This is a genomic window from Streptomyces cyaneochromogenes, from assembly GCF_003963535.1.
Lineage (GTDB): Bacteria > Actinomycetota > Actinomycetes > Streptomycetales > Streptomycetaceae > Streptomyces > Streptomyces shaanxiensis.
The window spans coordinates 6,465,228-6,485,280 of the sequence record NZ_CP034539.1; the positions used below are offsets into that span (position 1 = coordinate 6,465,228).

Below are 20,053 nucleotides of genomic sequence, written 5' to 3' on the forward strand. Positions count from 1 at the left end.
GCCTAGCGGAACTTGTTCCACTGCGGGCTGAGGGCGATCTCCCGGAGCTGCCGCACGGTCAGGGCGGGCTTCGCACGGGACGGGGCGGCATGCGGGCCTGGCGCGTTGTAGGCGCTGACCACGACGCGGAAGCCGTCGGTGCGCAGGGTGTCGACGGTCCACCGCACGCAGCCCGGGACGTCCTTGTCGCCCGCGTCCTGGCGGTCCGTGACCTTGGTGCCGTCCGCCAGGGTCTCGGAGCCGTCCCCGAACAGCTCGTCTGCGACGTCGCCCATGCCGTGCTGGACGTCGATCTCGACGAGGCTCCTGCCCTTGCCGTCGTCGATCACGGCGTACGAGTAGTCCTCGCCCCTCTCGACCACCTCGGCGCCCTTGGGCAGGAGCGGCACGAGCGTGTCCAGGACCTTGCCGTAGGACGCCTCCTCGACGGGGTCCGGCGCGGCCGTCGCCGTCGGCTTCCCGGTCTCCTGGGGAATGAACTCGACATACTTGCGCCACACCTGGGCCGTCACCAGCTCCTTCAGCTGAGCCGTGGACAAGGGGGGTTCGCTCCTGCTGATGGGCGCTCCCTTCTCGGCTGCGGCGTTCCACTCGCTGACGGAGACGTGCTGCCCGCTCGGGGTGACCAGGTCGGCCGTCCACCTCTTGGTGTCGACGCGCCGGTCGGGATACTCGTAGCCCTGGAACAGCATGAGCAGGGAGCCGTCCGGCATCCGGCTGGAGACGCAACTGTCATGCGGCGTCAGCGTCTTGTCCGGGCAGTCGACCGCCTGGCGGGCCTGCTCGCTGCCCGGCTCGACCCGGTTCAGGCTGACGTCGACGGCCCCGGGGCCCTTGCCGTCGTCGTAGACGACGTGGACGTACGGCGACGGCATCGAGCCCTCGGTGCCCCGTGCCTGCTGCTCGCTGACCTTCCCTTCGGGGAGCAGCTCTTCGAGTGTCGCGATGAGTTCGCGGCCCGTCAGGGGAACCGCGGACGGTGTGCGGGAGGGCTGCTCGGCCACGCTGGAGTCGGCCGGCCGCGGGGTGGGCGCTCCGCCCCAGGGCACCAGCAGCGCCCCGCCCACCCCCACGAGCGCGATCCCGGCCGCGCCGCCCACCACGGCGGCCCGCCGCCTCAGCCGCTGCCGACGCCCCCGCGCCAGTCCGCCGGCGACGAGCGCGGCCCGGTCGGCGTCAAAGCGGTCACCGGCGTCGTGCAGCGCGTGGCCGAGCCGCCCCTCGAAGTGCTCCTCGTCGTGTTCCACAGGCATGGCAAAACCACCGTTTCTCGGGATAGGTCGTAGGAGAGGGGGCCGGGGTCAGGAAGCCGCGTACTCGCCGAGGTCCTCGCCCAGCAGCTCGCGCAGCCGCCCGAGCGCCCGGGTGCACCGCGTCCGCACCGCCGCGGAACTGGCGTTCAGCGCGTCGGCGGTCTCCTCGACGGACCGGTCCTCCCAGTACCGCAGGACGATCACGGCCCGGTCCTTGGCGGGCAGGCCGGAGAGCGCCTGGAGCAGGGTCAGCCGCAGCGGCAGGTCGCCCGGGCCGCCGTGGGACGCCGCGCGGTCGGGAATCGCGTCCGTGGCCCGCTCGGTGCTGCTGCGCCGGCGCTGGTGGGCGAGGAAGGCGCGGGTGAGGACGGTCTGCGCGTACCCGGCGGGGTTGTCCACCCGGGACACGCGTCCCCAGCGGACGTAGATCCGGCCGAGGGTCTCCTGGACGAGGTCCTCGGCGAGGTGGGTGTCCCCGGCGGTCAGCAGACAGGCCGACCGGTACAGATGGCCGGCCCTGGCCGCCGCGAACTCGGCGTACTCGTCCGCGCGGCCCTGTCTCATGCGTTCCCCCTGCTGCTGTGTGCCGGCTGTCGGCGAGGTCCTCACTTCACTGATGCGGTGAGGCAGGGAGAATGTTTCACCGCAGCGCCGAGAAGTTCTCGGCGAATACGAGGACACAGGACCCGATGACCGAGCAGCCACCCCCACCCGCCCCGGGCTTCGGCCCGCCCCCGCCGCAGTACGCCCCCGGCCAGCCCGGGCAGCCCTCCTACGCGCCCGCGCAGCCGCCGTACGCCCCGCTCCCGCCCCAGCCGGCGCCGGCCGGCCCCGAGTTCCTGGCCGTCGACAAACGCAACGCGGTCGTCGTCGACGTGTCCGGTGTGGTCTTCGAGCTGGGTGACTTCACGATGGAGTTCCCCTGGCCCGAGATCCGCAGCGTCCACTACAAGGCGAGCCCCGACGGCAAGGCCCTGATGGTCGCCGTGGTCCACATGGACGGCCGGTTCTTCGAGTGCGTGGTGGAGGCCAAGCCCCGGACGAAACTGCAGGAGTGGTTCCCGCAGCTCGCCTGGGTGCTCGGCCACTACCGTCCGGCGGGGTGAGGTCAACGGCTCCTACGGCAGCCCGTGCACATGCGGCCCCACCGCGTTCGACCACGCGTTGCCGGCCGCGGCGTCCCAGTTGGTCGACCAGGTCATCGCGCCCCGCAGGTCGGGATAGGTCCTGGACGGCTTGAACGAGCCGCAGTTCGTGCCCTTGGCCAGACAGTCCAGGGCGTTGTTCACGACGGTGGGCGAGACGTACCCACTGCCCGCGCCGCTCGGCGAGGCCGGCAGGCCGAGACCCACCTGGGACGGGGCGAGGCCGCCCTCCAGCTGGATGCAGGCCAGGGCGGTCAGGAAGTCCACCGAGCCCTGGCTGTAGACCTTGCCGTCGCAGCCCAGCATCGAGCCGCTGTTGTAGTACTGCATGTTGACGACCGTGAGGATGTCCTTGATGTTCAGGGCCGTCTGGAAGTAGGAGTTCGACGTCGACTGCATGTCGATGGTCTGCGGCGCCATCGTGATGATCAGCGACGAGCCCGCCTTGGACGACAGCGAGCGCAGGGCCTGCGTCATGTAGGTGGCGTTGAGGCCGTTCTCCAGGTCGATGTCGACGCCGTCGAAGCCGTACGTCTGCATCAGTGAGTGGACGGAGTTCGCGAAGTTCGTTGCCGACGCCGCGTCGTTCACCGCCACGGTGCCGCGCTCGCCGCCCACCGAGACGATGACCTTCTTGCCCGCGGCCTGCTTCGCCCTGACGTCGGCCTTGAACTGGTCGACCGTGTAGCCGCCCAGCCCGGCCGAGTCCAGGTTGAAGGTCACCGCGCCCGGCGTCGACGTCGCGTCCGCGAAGGCGACGGCGATGATGTCGTACTGCGACTGGACGTCGGCGAGCTTCTGGACCGTCGCTCCGTTGTTGAAGTTCTGCCAGTAGCCGGTCACCGCGTGCTTCGGGAGGGCGGGGCCGGGGCCGGTCGGCGTGTTCGTGGTCCCCGTCACCGCCGCCGACTTCGGCGACTCACCGGCCGCGTTGGTCGCCGTGACCTGGAAGGAGTACGACGTCGAGGCGGTGAGCCCGGTGACGGTCGCCGAGGTGCCGGTCACCGCGGTCACCTTCGTGCCGTCGCGGTAGACGTTGTAGCCGGTCGCGCCCGAGACCGTGTTCCAGGCCAGGGAGACGGAGGAGGAGGTCGTGCCCGAGACGGCCAGGCCGGCCGGAGCCCCGGGGATCGTGGGGGAGGGGTCGGTGCCCCCGCCGCCGTCGGGGCCGTACACCGACACGTCGTCCGCGTAGTAGGCCGCCTGCCCGTACCAGCCGTGCGTGTACACCGTGACGGAGGTCGTGGCGGCGCCGGTGGTGAAGGTGGTCGACAGCTGCTTCCAGGCCGCGGAGTCCGGCGTCCAGGTCGAGACGTCGGTGGTGCCCGTGCCTGTCACGCCCAGGTAGGTGTAGCCGCCCTGCACCCAGGCGCTCAGCGTGTACGTCGAGTTGGGCTTCACCGCCACCGTCTGGGCGCACCGGGCGTTGTCCTGCCCGGCCGGGGTCGCCTTGAGCGCGGTCGTGCCGCCGTGCACCGGGGAGGTGACGGTCGTCCCGCTGCCGGCGGAGCAGGTCCAGTTGCTCAGGCCGGACTCGAAGCCGGCGTTCTTGGCGTTGTTGACGTCCGCCGCGGACGCCTGGCCCGCGGGGAGGAAGGCGAGGGCGAGGGCCGCGGTGACCGCGCCCGCCCGGAATCTGCTGCGTATGGACATGACAAGAGGCATGGTGAACAACTTGGTCCAGACCAATTCGCGTGTCAAGAGATTCCGGTAGTGGAGAGTTCGTGTGCGTAACCTGCCCCGTTTTGGCGCGACTTGTGTGAGACAAGTTGCTTCTCTGCTGGAGAGAAGCTGTTCTCCGGCCACAGAGCCGTGGATACAGTGCTGAGGTAGTCACGCAATGAAGTCACCGGGGAGCTGCGCGTGCCAACTGCCATTGCCGTGACCAGCGCCGACATGGCGCTGCCGGCGCAGGACGAGCGAACCGTGCCCGCCGTCGTGCTCGGGGACCTCGGCCAGGAGTCGCTGGACCTGTCGCTTGCGGACATGCAGACCCTGATCGATCAGCACGGCCATGTGATCGTCGTCTGCTCGCAGGCCGCCCCGCACGCGGTCGTGCAGCGGCTGCGCACCGTACGGTCCCTCCTGGAGAGCGACCGGATCGCCCTGTTCCGACCCGAACTGCCCCCGCTCGCCATCGCCGTCCTCGCCCGCCAGTTGCGGCAGCTGGCCTCCTGCGACCTCAGCCCCGGCGTCCTCGCCTCCGCCGGCCGGCTGCTCACCCACTACCTCCACGCCGGGGCACTGCTCGGCTCCGTCGCCAAGCTGGACCGCATCCCCGTCGATCTCAAGTCGCACGCCAAGTCCTGGGTGCCCGGCAGCCAGTTCGGCGTCCTCGCCCACCCCACCCCGCACCTGGTGAGGATGGGCCCCTCGGTCACCCTCCCCGGCCCGGAGTTCGGCACGTCGCTGCTGGTCGCCAAGGGGCAGCTCCCGTCCGACTGGGTCACCACCACCCTGGCCCCGTCCTGGCGGGTGAGGGGCCTGCGGGAGGCGGCGCTGCCCGCCGAGTCGGCGGCCTGGTGGGGGACGTCCAAGCTGGTCGAGTTCTGCGCCCATCTGCCCGACCTGTCGGTGCTTTACCAACTGGTCACCTCCGTACGGCAGAACTCCTGTCACTGGTGCGGCATCGACGTCATCGGCGACCGCTGCGTCTTCTGCTCCGCCATCCCGCCCGCCCACGAGCAACCGGCCCGCGCAGGCTGACCGGACCCTGGCCCATCCGACCCCGACCGATTCCCCCAATGAGGTTGTACGGTTCATGAACTCCCGTCAGCGCCGCGGCGTGATACTCCTGCTCCTGTCGGTGGTCTGCGCCCTCGGCGCCTTCGCCGGCGTCCTCTCCGTCATCAGCGACGTGAAGTCCAAGGTCGGTCCCGAGGTCACCGCATACCAGCTCAAGCGGGACGTGGCCCCCTACACCCCGCTCAGCGCGGCCCAGTTCGAGAAGATCGAGATGCCCGAGCGGTGGCTGTCGAGGAACGCGGTCACGAACCTGCGTGAGATCCAGGGCAAGATCGCCGTCACGACCCTGCGCCAGGGCTCCCTGCTCCAGAGCGACATGATCGTCGACCAGCCCGCCCTGCAGACGGGCGAGCAGGAGATCGCCATCATGATCGACGCCGCGACCGGCGTCGCCGGCAAGATCACCCCGGGCTCCAAGGTCAACGTCTACGCCACCTTCGAGGGGCAGCGCGACGGCGACCCCGACCAGTCCAAGCTCATCGTCGAGAACGCCAGGGTCATTGACGTGGGCGAGCTGACGTCGCTGGAACCGGACGACGACGACCGCAGCCGCCGGACCACCGAGGCCGTCCCGATCACCTTCGCCCTGAACCCCGTCGACGCCCAGCGCATCACCTACGCCGAGTCGTTCGCCGACGAGGTCCGGCTCGCCCTGGTCGCACCCGGCAGCGACTCCGACGTCTCCGCGACGCAGCGGACGTACGAACTCGCCAAGGACAAGTGAGAGGCCCCTATGCCCACGAGGATCCTTCCGGCGGTCGGCGACGCGGACGCGGTCCGGTCCCTCACGACGCTGCTCAGCCAGCTGCCGGACGCCGAGCCGGTGGCCCCGGTGACCGACTCGACCCAGCTCGTCGACACCCTCGCGCGCCTCGCCGCCGAGTCCGTCGACGAGCTGCCCGAGGTCGTCGTCGTCCACGAACGCATCGGCCCCGTCCCGGCCCTGGAGCTCATCCGCGAGGTCGCCCTGCGCTTCCCCGCGGTCGGCGTCATCCTCGTGACGTCCGACGCCGGACCCGGCCTCTTCCAGGCCGCCATGGACTACGGGGCGCGGGGCCTGGTGGCCCTGCCGCTGCACTACGAGGAGCTGGCCAGCCGCGTCCACGCGGTGGCCCAGTGGTCGGCGGGCGTACGGCGGCATCTGGGCGCGGGCGCTGACGTGTTCAGCGGCGTCGGCGGCACCGTGGTGACGGTGAGCGGCGCCAAGGGCGGGGTCGGCGCCACGCTCACGGCCATCCAACTGGCCCTCGCCGCCCAGGCGTCGGGCCGCAGCACCGCGCTGCTCGACATGGACCTGCAGACCGGGGACGTCGCCGCCTTCCTGGACATCCAGTTCCGCCGCTCGGTCGTCGACCTCGCCGCCATCAACGACATCTCGCCGCGCGTGCTCGCGGACGCGGTGTTCCGGCACGACACCGGGGTCGCCCTGTTGCTCGCCCCGGGCGACGGCGAGCGCGGCGAGGAGGTCACCGACCGCGCCGCCCGCCACATCGTCAGCGCGCTGCGCTCCCGCTACGAGGTCGTCGTCATCGATTGCGGCGGGCAACTGACCGGCGCGAGCGCGGCGGCCGTGGAGATGGCCGACACGGCGCTCCTGGTCACCACGCCGGACGTGGTCGCCGTCCGCGGCGCCAAACGCACCGTACGGATGTGGGACCGGCTGCAGATCCGCAAGGCGGAGGAGACCACGATCGTCGTCAACCGCCACTCGCGCGGTGCGGAGATCCAGCCGTCCCTGATCCAGAAGATCACCGGCACCGGAATCGCCGCCACCGCGATCCCCGCCAACTACAAGGAACTCCAGGGGGCGATCGACGCCGGCCGCGTGCACGAGCTGGACGGCAAGGGAGCCGTCCGGCAGGCCCTGTGGGCGCTCGCCGGGGAGCTGGGGCTGGTCAAGGGCACGGAGGGGGCGCTTCAGCGGCGCAACGGCAAGGCGCGGGGCGGGGACCGGGCGGCGCTGACGTTCCGGCGGCGCAAGGAGCTGGGGCGGTGAGGGGGCGGCCTGGGCGGGGGGACAAGGGACAGGTCACCGTCGAGTTCCTCGGGATGATGCCGCTGATCATCATCACGCTGGTGCTGCTGTGGCAGTTCGTGCTGGTGGGGTACACGTTCTCGCTGGCGGGGAATGCTGCGGACGAGGCGGCGCGGGCCGCGACCGCGTCCGAAGGGCAGGCGGCCTGCGAGGAGGCCGGGCTTCAGCATCTGCCCGGCGCGTGGGAGGGCGGCGCCAGCGTGGAGTGCGGTGTGAACGGCGGCTATGTCACGGCCGATGTGTCCCTGGAAGTGCCTGTCCTCTTCCCCGGCGCGATCGGCTTCCCGTTCACCGTCGAGGGCCACGCGGGGGCCGTGCAGGAGGAGAAGGACTGAGATGTCGTACGGCTCGAAAGTCCGGGACGCGAAAGTCCGTGACCGCGGTCAGGTCGCCATCGAGTACCTCGGGTTCATCCCGATCCTGATCCTCGTCGCCATGGCCGGCGTGCAGGTCGGGCTCATCGCCTACACCGCCCAGCAGGCCGGTACGGCGGCCAGGGCGGGGGCGCGGGCCGCCTCGCTGGAGGGGAGCGCGCAGGACGGCTGTGTGAACGCGATCAGCGACTGGCTGTCGGTCAGCTGTGTCCCCGCAGAGGGCGACGACGAGGTCACCGTCACCGCCACCGTCGAGATCCCGTCGATCGTCCCCGGCTGGAACTTCGGCGACGCCCAGAAGACCGCGACCATGCCGCTCGACCACTGAACGAGGACTGAACGAGGATCCCCATGAGCCTGAGGTCACGCATCAACACCCCCGAGGAGAACGGCAGCCGGGGCGAGGACGGCCACCTGGTCTCCTCCTACCGGGCCAAGCTCCTGGAGGAGATCGACCTCGCGGAGATGAGCTCGCTGGCCGCGGCCGAGCGCCGGGCCCGGCTGGAGCGGGTGCTCGGGCACATCATCAGCCGTGAGGGGCCGGTGCTGTCGACGGTCGAGCGCTCGCAGCTGATCCGCAGGGTCGTCGACGAGGCTCTCGGCCTGGGCATCCTGGAACCGCTGCTGGAGGACGCGTCGATCACCGAGATCATGGTGAACGGCCCGGACGCGATCTTCGTCGAACGGGCGGGCCGCGTAGAGCAGTTGCCGCTCCGTTTCCCCTCCCACGACCAGCTGATGCAGACCATCGAGCGCATCGTCTCGACGGTGAACCGGCGGGTGGACGAGTCGAACCCGATGGTGGACGCCCGGCTGCCGTCCGGCGAGCGCGTGAACGTCATCATCCCGCCCCTGGCGCTGACCGGCGCGACCCTGACGATCCGCCGCTTCCCCCGCTCCTTCACCCTGCACGAGATGACCGGCCTCGGCTCGCTCGACGAGCCCATGGTGTATCTGCTGGCCGGACTGGTGCAGGCGAAGTCCAACATCATCGTCTCGGGCGCGACGGGCACCGGGAAGACGACCCTGCTCAACGCGCTCTCGGGCCTGATCCCCGAGCACGAGCGCATCATCACCATCGAGGACTCGGCCGAACTCCAGCTCCAGCAGGCCCATGTGATCCGCCTGGAGTCCCGCCCGCCGAACGTCGAGGGCAAGGGCCAGGTCACCATCCGCGACCTGGTCCGCAACTCGCTGCGCATGCGCCCCGACCGGATCGTCGTCGGTGAGGTCCGCGGCGGGGAGTCCCTGGACATGCTCCAGGCGATGTCGACCGGCCACGACGGCTCCCTCGCCACCGTGCACGCCAACAGCGCCGAGGACGCCCTGATGCGGCTGAAGACCCTCGCGTCCATGTCCGACGTGGCGGTCCCCTTCGAGGCGCTGCACGACCAGATCAACAGCGCGGTGGACGTGATCATCCAGCTGACCCGCTTCCCGGACGGCGCCCGCCGGATCACCGAGATCGCGATCCTGGACAGCCACGGGGCGGAGCCGTACCGCCTGGCCACGGTTGCCCGCTTCCATGCCCAGCCCATGACGCCGGACGGCCGCGTCCACGGCGCCTTCCAGTACTTCCCCCTCCCGCGCCGCACCGCGGACCGCCTCTACTTGGCGAGCCAGCCGATCCCCCAGGCCTTCGGCGTCGCCCAGTCCCCGCTCGAGCTCGCCACCCGAGAAGCCAGGTAGGACCCACCCCATGGACCTCCAGACCCGCATCACGCTCACCACCGGCATAGCCCTGCTGGCCTGCGCGCTGGCCGTGGTGGGCGTCCAGGCGTACGCCGCCGGCCGGGCCCGGCGCCAGGCCCTGGTCGACCGCCTGACGGCCACCGGCCAGATCACCGGGGGCGGGGGCCGCCGACGCCGCTTCGCCGACCTGGACCGCCGACTGCGCCGTACGAAACCGGGCAAGCAGCTCGAACTGCGGCTGGCGGCGACGGGCCTGGACGTCACCCCGGGCGAGTTCTTCGTCTATATGCTGGTGACGGTGGCCGGCCTGTGGCTGATCGGCCAGGCGACCCTCGCGCCCTTCTTCGGCCCGATCGCGGGCCTGCTGGGTATCTGGGCCGCGGTCCAGTTCCTCAACTGGCAGCGCCAGAAGCGCATCGAGAAGTTCATCAACCAACTCCCCGAACTGGCCCGCATCCTGGCCAACGCCGCCCACGCGGGCCTGGCCATGCGCACCGCCATCGGCCTCGCCGCGGAGGAACTGGAGGCCCCGGCGGGCGAGGAACTCGCCAAGGTCTCCAACCAGCTGGCCCTCGGCGCCTCGATGGACGACGCCCTGGGCGAGCTCGCCGAGCGCCTCCCGTCCCGCGAACTGGTCGTCCTGGTGACCACGCTGGTGCTGTCCAACCGGGCGGGCGGCCAGGTGGTGAGCGCGCTGCGCAACCTCACCGAGACGCTGGAGGAGCGCAAGGAGACCCGGCGCGAGGTCCGCACCCAGCTCTCCCAGGTGAGCATGACGTCGTACGCGGTCCCGGTGCTGGGCGTGGGGTCGCTGTTCCTGATGAACGGGGTGAAGGACGGCGCGCTGGACCGCATGACGGGTTCCCCGGTCGGCCAGGCGGCGGTGCTGATCGCGTTCGGGCTGTACGCGGTCGGCTTCATCCTGATCCGCCGCCTGTCGCGGATCGACGTCTGAGGCGCCGAGGCGCGGGAAGGGAGGACGACGACGATGGGACTGGGACAACTCGGCCTGCTCCTCGCGCTGGTGACGGGCCTGAGCGTGTGGGGGATCTTCGCCGGCATCCGCATGTACCGGGCCGACGCGAAACTGCCCAGCGACCTGGCGCTGGCCCTGGAGGTCGGCGCGACCCGCACCGGCGCCGTGGACTCGCTGATCGACCGCATGGGCATGCGCTACGCCCCCGCCGTGCTGCGCCTGATGGGCCCGAAGCTGGTGGCCAGGTACCGCCGCAGGATCGACCTCGCGGGCAACCCCGGCGGCCTGACCATCGACCGCTATGCGGCCAGGCGGGCGGTGTACGGCTTCCTCGGCGCGGTCGGCTTCCTGGTGTTCCTGCTCCGCGGCCAGGTGCTGATGGCCTTGCTGCTGCTGGCGTTCGGCGCCTTCTGGACGGAGGTCGGCATCTGGTCGGCGATCCGCATCAGGAAGGACGAGATCGAACGCACCCTGCCCGACTTCCTGGACGTCCTGGCGGTCGTGGTGAGCGCGGGCCTCGGCTTCCGCCAGGCCCTCGACCGGGTCGCCTCGAAGTACGAGGGCCCCTGGGCCGACGAACTCCGCATCACCCTGCGCCAGATGGACCTCGGCATGAGCCGCCGCCAGGCCTTCGCGGAGCTGAGGAGGAGGAACGACTCCGAACAGGTGGCGATGTTCGTGACGGCACTGCAGCAGGGGGAGGAGCTCGGCGCGCCGATCGTGGACACGCTGGTGGCGCTCGCGAAGGACATGCGCCGCACGGACGCCCAGAACGCCCGTAGGAAGGCGGCCCGGGCGGTGCCCAAGGCCACGATGATGATCACGACGTTCATGGTTCCGGCGACGATGATCCTGCTGGGGGCGGGGCTGTTGCTGGGATCTGGGACGGACTTCGGGTCGCTGACGGGAGAGTAGTCGTTGACGGGGGGAGGGATCAGGGGAGGGGAGGGCTGTATGGCAGGAATGCCGGTGTGGATGGGAACGGCGACGGCGCCTTCGCCGGGGACGGGTCTGTCGAGGGCGGCGAGCCTCGCGTTCGGGCTGCGCCGCCGCTGGACGTCCCGGGCGGCGAGCGAGGAGACGGAGCGGTCGTCGGCGATCACCCTCCAGATAAACGCCCTCCAGGCGCTGTGCCGCCAGGTCTTCGGCTTCCGGCTCGCCATGATCGCGCTCGCCGCGCCCGGCGCCCTGCTCAACGCGGCACCGGGCCTCGCCACCCGCCTGGTGGGTGCCTCGGTGGTGGTCACGTTCATGGGCTCCTACGTCCTGTTCCGCGACTGGGAACGCTTCGGCCCCCTCCTCCTGCGCCACCCCACCCTCCTGGCGGCGGACACCCTCTGCACCTCCCTGCTCCTCGTCTCCGCGGGCCCGGACACCACGCCGGCCTACGTCAGCGTCTGCACCCCACTGCTCGCCGGCATCGTCTACGGCTACCGGGGCGCGGCGGTGTTCGCCAGCGCGCAGTCCCTGATCCTGCTCCTTGCCTACGCGATCGACGCCGAGGCGCAGGCGGGCAGCGGCCTGGCGGAGAAGCTCCTCCTCCCGGGCCTCTGCGTCATCACGGGCGCCCTCGGCTCGTCCCTGCGCAACCTCATGCTCCGCTTCGGCACGGCCACCCAGGCCCTCACGACGATCCAGGCCCGCCTGGCGGTCACGGAAGCGGTGAGCGCGGAACGGGCCCGGCTGGCCCGCGAGATGCACGACTCGGTGGCGAAGACGCTGCATGGCGTGGCGCTGGCGGCGGAGGGGCTGGCGATTTCGGCGGGGGCGGGGCTGGGGAGTGGGGGGCTGTCCGGGGTGGGCTCGTCCCGTGTGGGTCCGTCGTCGGGTGTGGATCTGTCGGGCGTGCGCTCGTCGCGCGGGGACCTATCTGGCGTGGACCCGTCGCCGGGTGTGGGCTCGGCGGGTGTGGATCCGACGGGCGTGGGTTCGTCCGGCGTGGGCTTGGCCGGCGTGGGCGCGTCCGGCGTGGACCGGTCCGGCGGCGACCGGTCCGGTGTGGGCTCGCCCGTCATGGACTCGTCCCGCACGGACTCGTCCCGCACGGGCTCATCCGGAATGGACGCGTTCCGGATCCGGCAACAGGCGCAGCTGGTCGCCCGCGCGGCCCGGCGGGCAGCGGCCGAGTCCCGGGAGCTGCTGGCGGACCTGCGCCGCGAGTCCGACCCGGATCACGCGACGGACATCGCGCCTGAACTGGCGGCCCGCACCGAGGCCTTCACCACCCGCACCGGTCTGCGCGCCACGTACCACGCCACGGGCGAGGCCCCTTTGCCCGCCGTCCCGCCGGCCGTGGCCCGCCACCTCCTCACCATCACCGAGGAGGCCATGGAGAACGCCCACCGCCACGCGAAGGCGACCTGTGTCGACGTACGGGCGGGCGTGGAGGCGGACGTGCTCCGCCTGACCGTCCAGGACGACGGCGGGGGCCTCCCCGCCGGCACGACCGTCGAACACCTCCGCCGGACGGGCCACTTCGGCCTGCTGGGCATGACGGAAAGAGCGGCCTCGATAGGAGCCCGCATCCACATCGGCAAGGGCAGGCAGGCGCGCGGCACGGAGGTCCGCCTGGAACTCCCGCTGGCGGCCCTGACGACGACGAGAACGACGAGGACTACGAGGACCGCAAGGACCACGAGGACCACGAGGACCACAAGGACGACAGGGGCGACCCCATGACCGAGCGGAAGCCGGCCCCCGCCACCGAGCCTCTCCGACTGGTGGTGGCCGACGACAACCCGGTGGTCCGCGCCGGCCTGACGGCCCTCCTCTCCACTCACGCGGACATAACCGTCGTGGCCGAGGCGACGAACGGCCACGAGGCCCACGAGGCGGCCCGCCGCCACCACCCCGACGCGATCCTCCTGGACGTCCGCATGCCGGGCATGGACGGCATCACGGCACTCCCGCATCTCGTGCGCATCGCCCCGGTGCTGATGCTGACCTACAGCCGCGAGTCGGAGACGGTCCGCGAGGCCCTGCGCCGAGGGGCGGCCGGGTACCTGGTCCACGGTGAGTTCACGACGGACGAACTGGTGGAGGCCGTACGGGACATCAAGCGAGGTCGGCCGCCTCGACTCACGCCTACGGCGGCAGCTGCGGCAGCGGCGTCGCTCGCGGAAGCAAATCCTCAACTAGTAACTCCTACGGGCAATTCCCCGGAACTCCTTTCGCAAGTGCAACCAGATGTGGGACAGTCGTCGTCGTACCGTTCGCGGTTCCAGCTGAGCAGGAGGGAGGCGGAGATCATGGACCTCATCGCATCGGGCATGAACAACCAGCAGATCGCCGCCACCTGCTTCATCAGCGAGAAGACGGTCAAGAACCACATCAACCGCATCTTCGCCAAACTCCACAGCACCAGCCGGGCGGAAGCCGCCGCCAAGTGGCTGGGCACCGCCCCGGGTTCACACCCAGGACGGAGCTGACCGGCGATGACACAGCGATGGTTTTCGGCCTGGGCCCGGAATTGGGCCCTGGGACCCTCTGGTGTTTCGGGTAATCCCGCTTACTTTTCTCGCAGGACTTGTCACCACACTTGCGAGCCAAGCGCTCTACGACCGCCGGACACCAGAGGGGTACACCATGAGCAACTGGATCAACACCACCATCACATACCTCCGCTCGCGTGCTGCTCACAACGACAAGGGGCAGACGGCGGTGGAGTATCTGGGGATCATCGCCGTGGTGGTGGCGATCGTGTTGGCCATCACGGGGACCGACATCGGGCAGACGATCTACGACGCGATTGTGGAGCAGATCGACGAGCTCACCGGATGATCAGCCGCCGCACGTCCGGCGACGCAGGGCAGGCCTTTCCCATCTACATCACGGTGGTGGGGGGCCTGCTCTTTCTCGCGTTCGCGTATCTGGCGGTCGGCCAGGCCGCGGCAAACCGGAACGGCGCCCAGACGGCAGCGGACGCGGCAGCGCTCGCGGCGGCCCTGGACACCCGGGACAAGCTCACGGACGAGTGGGTGGAGCACGTGCTCGACCCGACGAAGTGGCAGGACATCTTCGACGGCGAGGGCGTGGTGTTCGACGGCTGCGGGCGCGCGCGGCAACTGGCGGCGCAGAACGACGCCAGGGCGGAATGCGAGTCGACGCTCGGCCTGCCTCCGGGCTACCAGGTCGATGTCGAGACCACGGAGCCTGTCGGTGACTCCATCGTGCCCGGCACGGAGGACATGCGCTCGACGGCGACCGCCACCGCTGTGATCGAACCGCTCTGCGAGTTCGAACTCCCGGGGGAGGATGCCGGGGACGACGTACTGCCGGAGCTCGCCTGCAAGGACAGGAGCTGGACCCTGGACCCGGACGATCTCGACGATCTTCCGGGGCCCGAGGACCTCTTCCATGTCCATCTGGCCGACTGACAAGTGATCGACGAGTGACGAGGGAAGCAGAGGCATGAGCATTCGGTTCACCACGAAGGCCCAGAGGGGGATGGTCGCGCTGACCGTTGCGGCTGGACTGGCCCTCGGTGTGGCCGGCTGCGGTAGCGGAGGCGATGACGACAAGAAGCCGGAGGCATCGGCTCCCGCTTCCACGAACAGGGGGTCCGACCCGAGTGCTCAGGAAGGAACGGACCAGCCGCTGGCCGAACTCAAGGGTGAGGACGGACTGATCCTCCAGATCACCTCTGCGCAGCGTGACTCGGGTGGTTTCGTCACCGTGAGCGGTGAGCTGAAGAACGACGGAGACGAGGCGGCTCGCGTGTCCGCGCGCACGTCGGGCGACGAGACCGAGATCATCAGGCACGGGACATCGTTCGGCGGAGCGACGCTCGTCGACTCGGAGAGCAAGAAGCGCTACTACGTGCTGCGTGACACCGATGGCCGCCCCTTGACGACGACGGGCATGCCGCGGATCAAGCCCGGCGACTCGATCCCGGTCTTCATGCAGTTCCCGTCCCCGCCTTCGAACACGGCCGAAGTCAGTTTCCAGCTCCCGACCTTCGCCGCCGCCACCATCCAGATCTCCGGATGAGGCCCCCGATGACCCGCACCCCCCGCCTCCCCCTGACCCTCACCGCCGCAACCCTCATGGTCGCCGCCAACATCCTCGGCGCCACCACGGCCGACGCGGCCGACGACCCCAGCGTCCCGCCCGGTACCGCGGCGACGGCCGCCGCCCCCGTCGAGGTGGACGCCAACGACCCCGACCTCAAGCTCCCGGAGGGCGCGACGCTCGCCGAGGCCAAGGTGCTGGACATCAAACAGGTGGTCGAGGACCAGGCCGGTGAGGAACGCCGGGAGGACACCAACACGGACGTGAAGTTCGCGCTCCAGGCGGAGGTCCTGTTCCCCAAGGACAGCGCGAAGCTGACCGGCGAGGCGAAGGCCCGTATCTCGTCCATCGCCGAGGAGATCAAGACCCAGAACGCCACCCGGATCCGCGTCTTCGGCTTCACCGACAACCTGGGCTCCTCGGCCCACGGCGACGTCCTGTCCCGCAAGCGCGCGAACGCCGTACAGGGCGTCCTGGAGTCGGAGCTGAACGACTCCACGATCACCTACGAGGTACGGGGCTACGGCGAGCAGTACCCGATCTCCTCCAACGACACGGAGTCAGGCCGCAAGAAGAACCGAAGGGTGGAGGTGTCGTTCCCCCGCTCGGACAACTGACCTCACCTCACCCCGCCTCACCTCACCCCGACTCCACACTCACCCGCGTGCCCACCCGCACCCCCCACCCCGCCATCGCCCCGGCCTCCGCCTCCAGCACGTGCCGGGCACGAAGCCGGGGCAGCCCCAACAACCCGGGCCGCATGGTGCGCACCGCGAGGACGTTCAGCCTTCGGTCGAGGTAGGCCACGTCGATGGGGATGCGCATCCGGAACGTGTGCACACCGCTCGCAGGCGTGAGCAGCATCGCCCCGTCGACGGCATCACGCCCCAGGAGCCCTTTCGTGCGGGCCCGATAGGACGCGGCGATCTCCAGGGGCACCGACACATCACCCCGCTCCCCGTGGACGACCAGGGCCCCTCGCCCGTCACGCCAACGCCGCCCCATCCTCAGCCACCTCCTGGATTTTCTGTTGTCCGGCGAGTGCTACCCGGGTAGGAAAGGTCGCATGACCGGACTCGGCGCAGTATTCCGCCCCCAGCTCGCCCCCGAACGACTCCGATCCGTCGCCGAACTGGCCGACGCCGCGGGACTCGAAGAGCTCTGGCTCTGGGAGGACTGCTTCCGGGAGGGCGGGATCTCCACGGCCGCGGCCGCCCTCGCCTGGACCGAGCGGGTCAAGGTCGGCGTCGGGCTGTTGCCCGTCCCGCTGCGGAACGTCGCCATCGCCGCCATGGAGGCGGCCACCCTGCACCGGATGTTCCCGGGGCGGCCCATTCTCGCCGTCGGGCACGGCGTGCAGGACTGGATGGGACAGGTGGGGGCGAGGGTGGAATCGCCGGTGACCCTGCTGCGGGAGCATCTCGTCGCCCTGCGTGCCCTGCTCGGCGGGGAGCGGGTCAGTACCGAGGGCCGGTACGTCAAGCTCGACGACGTCGCCCTCGACTGGCCGCCCGCCGAGCCGGTGCCCGTCATCGCCGGGGTCACCGGGCCCCGCTCGCTGCGGCTCGCCGGGGAGGCCGCCGACGGAACCCTGCTCACCGCCTCGACCTCGCCCGAGGGGGTACGGCGGGCCCGGCAACTCATCGACGAGGGGCGGGAGTCGGCCGGCCGTTCCGATGCCGGGCCGCATCCGATCGTCGTCTATCTGCTCACCGCCACCGGGCCCGACGGTGCCGCCCGGCTCAAGGCCGAGCTCGCCGAGGAAGGGCTCGGCTCCGTGCCCGATCTCGGTGTCGCCGGGGACGCCGGCGCCGTCGCGAAGGCCGTGCAGCGGCTCGCGGACGCCGGTGCCGACACCGTGGTGCTGCAGCCGACGGGGGACGAGCCCGACCCGGAGGGGTTCGTGCGGTTCGCTGCGGAGGAAGTGCGGCCGCTGGTGCCGTAGTCGAGAGAGGCCGTCCGGCGGTCGAGGTTCACGCCCCGGCCGCGCGACGCCTTCGGCACCAGGGCGCTCGCCCTCTTCCTACGAGCACGTGCTGCTCGTCCTTCCCGACGCCGATGCCGATGCCGCCGCCGAAACCGAGGCCGACGCAGGGCAGAGAAGAAAATCGGCGGCGGCGACTGATCCCGCCCTGGGACGATCACCGTATGCACGAGCCGCAGCACACCCCCACCTCCCCTGCTTCCCCTGACTCCCCTGGTTCCCCAACCTCCCTCGCCTCCTTCGAGGACCTCGTCGCCGAAGGCGCCGCCGTCCCCACCGAAGGCTGGGACTTCTCCTGGTTCGAGGGGCGTGCCACCGAGGCCCGGCCCTCCTGGGGATACGCCACGTCCCTCGCCGAGCGGCTCTCCCGCTCCACCGCGGCCCTCGACATCCAGACCGGCGGAGGGGAGGTACTCGACTTCGCCCTGCGCCGTGCCGCCCCGAAGGTGCCGCCGCTCACCGTCGCCACCGAGGGCTGGCCGCCGAACGTCACCAAGGCCACCGCCCTCCTCCGCCCGCGCGGCGTCGCCGTCGTCGCCTCCCCGCAGGACGCCCCGCTGCCCTTCGCCGACGGTGCCTTCGACCTGGTCGGCAGCCGGCACCCGGTCAGCCCGCACTGGGCCGAGATCGCCCGTGTCCTGCAGCCCGGCGGCACCTACTTCGCCCAGCACGTCGGGCCGCGCAGTGTCTTCGAGCTCGTCGAGTACTTCCTGGGCCCCCTCCATGAGGAGCAGAGCGACGCCCGCCACCCCGACCGCGAGCGCGCCGCCGCCGAGGCCGCCGGGCTGGACATCGTCGATCTGCGGGCCGAGCGGCTGCGCGTCGAGTTCCACGACATCGCGGCCGTCGTCCACTTCCTGCGCAAGGTGGTGTGGATGGTCCCCGGCTTCACCGTCGAGGCGTACGAACCCCGGCTGCGCGCCCTGCACGAGTCGATCCGGTCCGACGGCCCCTTCGTCGCGCACAGCACCCGCCACCTCTTCGAGGCCCGCAAGCCCGACGCCTGAGCCCCCGGCACGGCCCTCACGCGTGCGGACCGACCGTCACCTCCCCGACCACCAACTCCGCCGTCGCCTCCAGCACCTCCCCGACCCGCTCCACCTGCTCGCCCAGCTCCCGCTCCTGCCGCGCCGTCAGCCGTCGTCCGACCGTCTCCACCGTGACCGTCGCACGACGGCCCCGGCGCCGCTGATGCCAGACCCCGGCCACCACCCCCTCCACCAACAGCACCGGATAGTTCCCCGCCTGACCGCCCGCCAGAGCCCGCCGGTACGCCTTCCCGGGGAACAGCGACTCCCGGGGCTGCGCGGCGATGGCGTACGCGTCGAAGTACGGCAGCAGCCGCACGCCCCGCACCCGCCCGCCCGGGAACCCCGTGTCACCCGCCGCCACCCAGGCCGCCGCCCCCTCGAACGACACCTCCTCGACCTCCCCGGCCCGCGCCAGCTCCCCGAACAGAGCCACCGCCCACCCCACCGGCGCCGCCAGCCACTTCGCGAAGTACTGGGGCGTCGCCGGTCCGTACGCGCGCAGATACCGCCGTACGAGCTCCCGAAGCGCCCCCTGGCCCGCCTGCCCCGACCCGGCCCCCGGCACCGGATCGACCCCGCGCGGCCGTGTGTACGTCACCTTCCGCCCCCGGTTCGGCCCGAAGCACAGCGCGCCCGACTGGCCGGCCCGGTGCATCACCTGCCGCCAGCGCGGCCACAGGTCCTGGAAGGCCGGCATCACCAGGTCACCGGCCCAGGGACCGGTGCCGGCGACCACCTCCTCGCCCAGTTCCTCCACGGTCAGACACACCCCGTCCAGGGCGTCCCCGATCGCGGCCACGATCCGCTCCGCCTGCTCCTCCGTCACCCGCACATCCGGCGGAAACGGGCTCGGCCCGGTCGGAATCGCGCTCAGCGCACCGCACCACAGCGGCAGTTCGGCGGCGGGCAGCAGATGCACGGTGCCGCGCGGGCCGAACGTCTTCACCAGTGACCGCTCGTCCCACAGTGCCGTCCGTACGTCCGCCCGAGTCACCCCGGAGGCCCGCACCCCCACCGACACCTCGGCCGCGGACAGCACCTGCGCATGCGCGCCCAGCATCGCCCCGACCACATCGGCGACCGGCGTGCCGACCCCGGCGGGACGGTCCAGGAACTGCCGCTCCAGCCGCCGCGCGCTCGCCTCGTCCCACGTGACAGTGACAGTCATAGGGCGACGTTAGGCCGGACAGAGGTCAGAGGTTGTCCTCTATTCGACGGATCGCCACGCTCCGTGTGCCCTGCGCTGCAAACCGTGCATCCATGCGCGAACGGCCTCTACGCCCTGCGCATCAAAGGAACCCTCACCTTTTCCACATTGTTATGACGGCTGACTCGCTTTCCCTTCACCTGTCACGTAAGTTCAGACCAAGGTAATTCGCGTAAGCAAAGCTGCGCGGCGGCACCGCGCAGCGGAGGGGGCTGCGCGGTGCCATGCCCCCGTGCGCGCCCCTGCTGGACGCGCATCGCATCGACCCCGCCCGTGCCCCGCGAGGCCCTCCGTACCGTCAAGCGGACGTTCGCGGTCGGCGTCACCCGGGGGAGGGAAGCGCGGACAAGTCGCCGAGCGCCCCCCAAGCTGCGCCAAACCCTATGGATCCGTCCGCTTCCCACCCGTTTCCCCAAGGAATCCGTGTCGGCGCGGCCACATTTCCGCCACGAACAGGCCCCCGTATGGCCACCGCGCCGTCGCCGAGCGATTTCGGAGAGTAGTTGTGGCACGCCGATGCGCGCAGCATCCCTTACGAAGGGTTATGGTGGAAACCCCCCCTCGGGCCGGTCCGTCTCCCCCCCACGGACCGGCCCGTTTT

General features: G+C 71.0%; 22 protein-coding genes. 17 read left to right on the forward strand and 5 right to left on the reverse strand.

Annotated elements, in window-relative coordinates:
• Positions 1 to 2 precede the first annotated feature (2 nt).
• Both EJ357_RS29525 and EJ357_RS29530 read right to left on the reverse strand, forming a co-directional pair.
• Positions 3 to 1,253, reverse strand: coding sequence for a hypothetical protein (locus EJ357_RS29525; protein WP_175647566.1), 1,251 nt, complete (start codon positions 1,251 to 1,253; stop codon positions 3 to 5).
• 48 nt (positions 1,254 to 1,301) lie between these two features.
• Positions 1,302 to 1,817: a SigE family RNA polymerase sigma factor gene (locus EJ357_RS29530; protein WP_126394616.1), complete on the reverse strand. Its 516-nt coding sequence runs from the start codon at positions 1,815 to 1,817 to the stop codon at positions 1,302 to 1,304.
• Positions 1,818 to 1,942: 125 nt separating this feature from the next.
• On the opposite strand from EJ357_RS29530, the gene EJ357_RS29535 reads away from it, so the two are divergent.
• Positions 1,943 to 2,359 (forward strand): hypothetical protein, encoded by a 417-nt coding sequence (locus tag EJ357_RS29535; RefSeq protein ID WP_126394618.1) that lies wholly within the window; start codon positions 1,943 to 1,945, stop codon positions 2,357 to 2,359.
• A gap of 12 nt (positions 2,360 to 2,371) precedes the next feature.
• On the opposite strand, the gene EJ357_RS29540 is transcribed toward EJ357_RS29535, so the two are convergent.
• On the reverse strand, positions 2,372 to 4,051 hold the full coding sequence (locus EJ357_RS29540; RefSeq protein ID WP_228472646.1) for a chitinase: 1,680 nt from the start codon (positions 4,049 to 4,051) through the stop codon (positions 2,372 to 2,374).
• A 243-nt stretch (positions 4,052 to 4,294) separates the two neighbouring features.
• On the opposite strand from EJ357_RS29540, the gene EJ357_RS29545 reads away from it, so the two are divergent.
• From EJ357_RS29545 to EJ357_RS29615, 14 genes are all read left to right on the forward strand, one after another.
• On the forward strand, positions 4,295 to 5,104 hold the full coding sequence (locus tag EJ357_RS29545; RefSeq protein ID WP_126400221.1) for a hypothetical protein: 810 nt from the start codon (positions 4,295 to 4,297) through the stop codon (positions 5,102 to 5,104).
• Positions 5,105 to 5,159: 55 nt separating this feature from the next.
• Positions 5,160 to 5,867, forward strand: a complete 708-nt coding sequence (gene cpaB, locus EJ357_RS29550) for a Flp pilus assembly protein CpaB (protein ID WP_126394623.1) — start codon at positions 5,160 to 5,162, stop codon at positions 5,865 to 5,867.
• A 9-nt stretch (positions 5,868 to 5,876) separates the two neighbouring features.
• Positions 5,877 to 7,139 carry an AAA family ATPase gene (locus EJ357_RS29555; RefSeq protein WP_126394625.1) on the forward strand — a complete coding sequence of 421 codons (1,263 nt, stop codon included), beginning with the start codon at positions 5,877 to 5,879 and terminating at the stop codon, positions 7,137 to 7,139.
• Between the two features lie 53 nt (positions 7,140 to 7,192).
• Positions 7,193 to 7,513 (forward strand): pilus assembly protein, encoded by a 321-nt coding sequence (locus EJ357_RS29560; RefSeq protein ID WP_267132864.1) that lies wholly within the window; start codon positions 7,193 to 7,195, stop codon positions 7,511 to 7,513.
• A 1-nt stretch (position 7,514) separates the two neighbouring features.
• The gene (locus tag EJ357_RS29565) at positions 7,515 to 7,880 is read left to right on the forward strand and encodes a TadE/TadG family type IV pilus assembly protein (RefSeq protein ID WP_126394629.1); all 366 of its coding nucleotides are present in this window, start codon (positions 7,515 to 7,517) and stop codon (positions 7,878 to 7,880) included.
• 23 nt (positions 7,881 to 7,903) lie between these two features.
• The gene (locus EJ357_RS29570; RefSeq protein WP_126394631.1) at positions 7,904 to 9,241 is read left to right on the forward strand and encodes a CpaF family protein; all 1,338 of its coding nucleotides are present in this window, start codon (positions 7,904 to 7,906) and stop codon (positions 9,239 to 9,241) included.
• 10 nt (positions 9,242 to 9,251) lie between these two features.
• Positions 9,252 to 10,199, forward strand: coding sequence for a type II secretion system F family protein (locus EJ357_RS29575; RefSeq protein WP_126394633.1), 948 nt, complete (start codon positions 9,252 to 9,254; stop codon positions 10,197 to 10,199).
• Positions 10,200 to 10,232: 33 nt separating this feature from the next.
• Entirely contained in the window at positions 10,233 to 11,135 is a 903-nt protein-coding gene (locus EJ357_RS29580) for a DUF5936 domain-containing protein (RefSeq protein ID WP_126394635.1), read from the forward strand.
• Between the two features lie 39 nt (positions 11,136 to 11,174).
• A complete protein-coding gene (locus EJ357_RS49575; protein ID WP_407698423.1) occupies positions 11,175 to 12,899 on the forward strand; it encodes an ATP-binding protein in 1,725 nt (574 codons plus the stop codon).
• Positions 12,896 to 13,648, forward strand: a complete 753-nt coding sequence (locus tag EJ357_RS29595) for a response regulator (protein WP_126394637.1) — start codon at positions 12,896 to 12,898, stop codon at positions 13,646 to 13,648. The genes EJ357_RS49575 and EJ357_RS29595 overlap by 4 nt, the downstream gene beginning before the upstream one ends.
• 157 nt (positions 13,649 to 13,805) lie before the next feature.
• A complete protein-coding gene (locus EJ357_RS29600) occupies positions 13,806 to 14,000 on the forward strand; it encodes a hypothetical protein (protein WP_126394639.1) in 195 nt (64 codons plus the stop codon).
• The gene (locus tag EJ357_RS29605; protein ID WP_126394641.1) at positions 13,997 to 14,596 is read left to right on the forward strand and encodes a pilus assembly protein TadG-related protein; all 600 of its coding nucleotides are present in this window, start codon (positions 13,997 to 13,999) and stop codon (positions 14,594 to 14,596) included. Before EJ357_RS29600 ends, EJ357_RS29605 begins: the two co-directional genes overlap by 4 nt.
• A 34-nt stretch (positions 14,597 to 14,630) precedes the next feature.
• Positions 14,631 to 15,209, forward strand: coding sequence for a hypothetical protein (locus tag EJ357_RS29610; RefSeq protein WP_126394643.1), 579 nt, complete (start codon positions 14,631 to 14,633; stop codon positions 15,207 to 15,209).
• Between the two features lie 8 nt (positions 15,210 to 15,217).
• Positions 15,218 to 15,847 carry an OmpA family protein gene (locus tag EJ357_RS29615; protein WP_126394645.1) on the forward strand — a complete coding sequence of 210 codons (630 nt, stop codon included), beginning with the start codon at positions 15,218 to 15,220 and terminating at the stop codon, positions 15,845 to 15,847.
• 22 nt (positions 15,848 to 15,869) lie between these two features.
• Here the strand turns inward: EJ357_RS29615 and EJ357_RS29620 are convergent, their stop codons facing one another.
• Entirely contained in the window at positions 15,870 to 16,235 is a 366-nt protein-coding gene (locus EJ357_RS29620; RefSeq protein ID WP_126394646.1) for a DUF192 domain-containing protein, read from the reverse strand.
• 61 nt (positions 16,236 to 16,296) lie between these two features.
• On the opposite strand from EJ357_RS29620, the gene EJ357_RS29625 reads away from it, so the two are divergent.
• Positions 16,297 to 17,175 carry an LLM class flavin-dependent oxidoreductase gene (locus EJ357_RS29625; RefSeq protein ID WP_126394648.1) on the forward strand — a complete coding sequence of 293 codons (879 nt, stop codon included), beginning with the start codon at positions 16,297 to 16,299 and terminating at the stop codon, positions 17,173 to 17,175.
• A gap of 203 nt (positions 17,176 to 17,378) precedes the next feature.
• The gene (locus EJ357_RS29630) at positions 17,379 to 18,221 is read left to right on the forward strand and encodes a class I SAM-dependent methyltransferase (protein ID WP_126394650.1); all 843 of its coding nucleotides are present in this window, start codon (positions 17,379 to 17,381) and stop codon (positions 18,219 to 18,221) included.
• A 16-nt stretch (positions 18,222 to 18,237) separates the two neighbouring features.
• Here EJ357_RS29630 and EJ357_RS29635 read toward each other — a convergent pair whose 3' ends face one another.
• Positions 18,238 to 19,413: a winged helix DNA-binding domain-containing protein gene (locus EJ357_RS29635; RefSeq protein ID WP_126394651.1), complete on the reverse strand. Its 1,176-nt coding sequence runs from the start codon at positions 19,411 to 19,413 to the stop codon at positions 18,238 to 18,240.
• Positions 19,414 to 20,053: the final 640 nt, after the last annotated feature.

Coding starts and splice junctions, on each gene's coding strand:
- EJ357_RS29525 (WP_175647566.1), bottom strand. CDS start 1,253: ATGCCTGTGGAACACGACGAGGAGCACTTCGAGGGGCGGCTCGGCCAC.
- EJ357_RS29530 (WP_126394616.1), bottom strand. CDS start 1,817: ATGAGACAGGGCCGCGCGGACGAGTACGCCGAGTTCGCGGCGGCCAGG.
- EJ357_RS29535 (WP_126394618.1), top strand. CDS start 1,943: ATGACCGAGCAGCCACCCCCACCCGCCCCGGGCTTCGGCCCGCCCCCG.
- EJ357_RS29540 (WP_228472646.1), bottom strand. CDS start 4,051: ATGTCCATACGCAGCAGATTCCGGGCGGGCGCGGTCACCGCGGCCCTC.
- EJ357_RS29545 (WP_126400221.1), top strand. CDS start 4,295: ATGGCGCTGCCGGCGCAGGACGAGCGAACCGTGCCCGCCGTCGTGCTC.
- cpaB (WP_126394623.1), top strand. CDS start 5,160: ATGAACTCCCGTCAGCGCCGCGGCGTGATACTCCTGCTCCTGTCGGTG.
- EJ357_RS29555 (WP_126394625.1), top strand. CDS start 5,877: ATGCCCACGAGGATCCTTCCGGCGGTCGGCGACGCGGACGCGGTCCGG.
- EJ357_RS29560 (WP_267132864.1), top strand. CDS start 7,193: ATGATGCCGCTGATCATCATCACGCTGGTGCTGCTGTGGCAGTTCGTG.
- EJ357_RS29565 (WP_126394629.1), top strand. CDS start 7,515: ATGTCGTACGGCTCGAAAGTCCGGGACGCGAAAGTCCGTGACCGCGGT.
- EJ357_RS29570 (WP_126394631.1), top strand. CDS start 7,904: ATGAGCCTGAGGTCACGCATCAACACCCCCGAGGAGAACGGCAGCCGG.
- EJ357_RS29575 (WP_126394633.1), top strand. CDS start 9,252: ATGGACCTCCAGACCCGCATCACGCTCACCACCGGCATAGCCCTGCTG.
- EJ357_RS29580 (WP_126394635.1), top strand. CDS start 10,233: ATGGGACTGGGACAACTCGGCCTGCTCCTCGCGCTGGTGACGGGCCTG.
- EJ357_RS49575 (WP_407698423.1), top strand. CDS start 11,175: ATGGCAGGAATGCCGGTGTGGATGGGAACGGCGACGGCGCCTTCGCCG.
- EJ357_RS29595 (WP_126394637.1), top strand. CDS start 12,896: ATGACCGAGCGGAAGCCGGCCCCCGCCACCGAGCCTCTCCGACTGGTG.
- EJ357_RS29600 (WP_126394639.1), top strand. CDS start 13,806: ATGAGCAACTGGATCAACACCACCATCACATACCTCCGCTCGCGTGCT.
- EJ357_RS29605 (WP_126394641.1), top strand. CDS start 13,997: ATGATCAGCCGCCGCACGTCCGGCGACGCAGGGCAGGCCTTTCCCATC.
- EJ357_RS29610 (WP_126394643.1), top strand. CDS start 14,631: ATGAGCATTCGGTTCACCACGAAGGCCCAGAGGGGGATGGTCGCGCTG.
- EJ357_RS29615 (WP_126394645.1), top strand. CDS start 15,218: ATGACCCGCACCCCCCGCCTCCCCCTGACCCTCACCGCCGCAACCCTC.
- EJ357_RS29620 (WP_126394646.1), bottom strand. CDS start 16,235: ATGGGGCGGCGTTGGCGTGACGGGCGAGGGGCCCTGGTCGTCCACGGG.
- EJ357_RS29625 (WP_126394648.1), top strand. CDS start 16,297: ATGACCGGACTCGGCGCAGTATTCCGCCCCCAGCTCGCCCCCGAACGA.
- EJ357_RS29630 (WP_126394650.1), top strand. CDS start 17,379: ATGCACGAGCCGCAGCACACCCCCACCTCCCCTGCTTCCCCTGACTCC.
- EJ357_RS29635 (WP_126394651.1), bottom strand. CDS start 19,413: ATGACTGTCACTGTCACGTGGGACGAGGCGAGCGCGCGGCGGCTGGAG.